Origin of the sequence: Clostridioides sp. ES-S-0108-01 (genome assembly GCF_020662285.1) — a bacterium.
In the GTDB taxonomy this organism is placed as follows: Bacteria; Bacillota; Clostridia; order Peptostreptococcales; family Peptostreptococcaceae; genus Clostridioides.
The window spans coordinates 1-1,767 of record NZ_JADGMN010000058.1 but is presented as its reverse complement, the minus strand read 5'-3'; the positions used below and the strand labels follow the sequence as shown (position 1 = coordinate 1,767).

The 1,767-nt window shown below is 34.4% G+C and carries 2 protein-coding genes; both read left to right on the top strand.

What is annotated here, in order from left to right; genetic code table 11:
• Positions 1-72 precede the first annotated feature (72 nt).
• Positions 73-222, top strand: a complete 150-nt coding sequence (locus IR152_RS19735; protein ID WP_227453507.1) for a hypothetical protein — start codon at positions 73-75, stop codon at positions 220-222.
• Between the two features lie 215 nt (positions 223-437).
• The coding region (locus IR152_RS19730) for a phage tail tape measure protein (RefSeq protein ID WP_227453506.1) at positions 438-1,767 on the top strand (1,330 nt) is incomplete at its 3' end.

The following is a 1,767-nucleotide window of genomic DNA, read 5'->3' as shown; positions in this document are numbered from 1 at the left end:
GAGGGTAAAGAGATAGTCCAACTCTATAGGAAACTATAGTTCTAAGATAAAGAGCTTAGACAATGAATAAAGATGGCAGGATGGAAGTCCGAACAAATGATAAAAGCAATTCCTGACGTTCTTAACTTGGCAGCAGCAGGAGGAACAGATTTGGCACTAACGTCTAAAGTATATTGGACAGCTATAGAGAAATCTATAGTAAAAAATATGGGGTTAAAATAGGGAAGCCTAAGTATAAATTTATATATGGTAATCTATTGCCACTTTATTTAGAAATAAGTAAAAGGCTTAACGACTAGACTAGTAATCTAAGTCCTTATAGATATGATGAAAATCCACGAAATCCCACACCCTAACGTAAAGTCGAGGGTGATGAAATAGTCTGAACTATATAGAAATATATAGAAGCTAAGATAAAGAGCTTAGTGTATAACAAGATGGATATAGTGACGGATGGTTTAACTGCATTGGGGCTAACTGCAAATGATACAACTGAATTTGTTGACGTAATGGCAGCAACTATAACTAATTCTAATACAAGTGTTGAATTAATGGGTGAAACATTTAAATATGTAGGTTCTATGGGTGGAGCATTAGGAGTATCTATGAAAGATTTATCTCTTGCGACAGGTCTAATGGCTAGTGCAAGTGTCAAGGGAAGTATGGCAGGTACTTCGCTAAGAGGAGGTCTAGTTAGATTAATAAAGCCACCAGAAGAAGCCGCATCTGCAATTAAAAAATATGGAATAGAATTAAAGAAAAATAAAAATGGAAGTTTGGACTTAGCAGGAACTATAGGAAGTTTAAGAGAAAAACTTGGTGGATTAGGAGATGTTGAAAAAGGTGTTGCAATATCTTCTATATTTGGTCGTACAGCTATGGCAGGTTGGGCGGCTGTAGTAAATGCTAGTGAAAGTGATTTTAATAAGTTAACTACAGCTATTGCAGAAAGTGAAGGAGAAGCTAAGAGAATTGCTGACATGAAATTAGATACCTTGTCAGGACAATTTGAAATTTTAAAAAGCGCAATTGATGATGTTAAGATAAGTGTAGGAAATAAATTAGGTCCTATGACGCGCCAATTTGTAGAAGATTTAATTAAGAAAATGCCACAAATTGGGGATGCTATAGTTGGAGTAGTAGAAAAGTTTGTTAATAATTTCGATAAAATAAAAGCAGGATTTCAAGTATTAATACCTGGTATAATGGCTGTAGTCGGAGCAATATTAGTGCTTAAAACAGCTTTTGCTTTTAGTAGTGCAATAAAATCATTAAGTTTACTTAAAGCAGTCATAGGAGCTACAAGCATAGGTGCAATGTTATTACCAATCGTTGTAGGAGCTATAGTTGTAGCTTTTGCAGGAATGTCTGTTGCTATTTCTAATAATAAAGTAGCTATAATGTCTTTGCAAGAGAAGTTTGGTGTTTTTGGTGATTTTGTAACAGGTCTTATGGAACGTGTAGGAGGAACAATAAAATTAGTTTTTGGGAATTTAATAAATATAATTGGAGGTGTAGTGGAAGCAGTTGGAATAGCACTTTCAGATAAAAGTTGGGGTGAAAAAATTTCTGGAATAAAAAATGTTATTGGCAAGACTTGGGCGGATGCAAAAGTAATAACAAAAGAAGCTTTGAGTGATATAGCAGGAGAAACTTCGAATGCTACATCCATGTTGAAAACTGCTAGTCAAGAAGAATTACAAGAAGTAACTAAAGCTTTTTCAACAGCTTTTGAGCAAACTAAAAATGTAACTGAAAGAAAGTCTA

Excerpts from the sequence above, each read along its gene's own strand:
- IR152_RS19735 (WP_227453507.1), top strand. The coding sequence starts at position 73 with ATGGCAGGATGGAAGTCCGAACAAATGATAAAAGCAATTCCTGACGTT.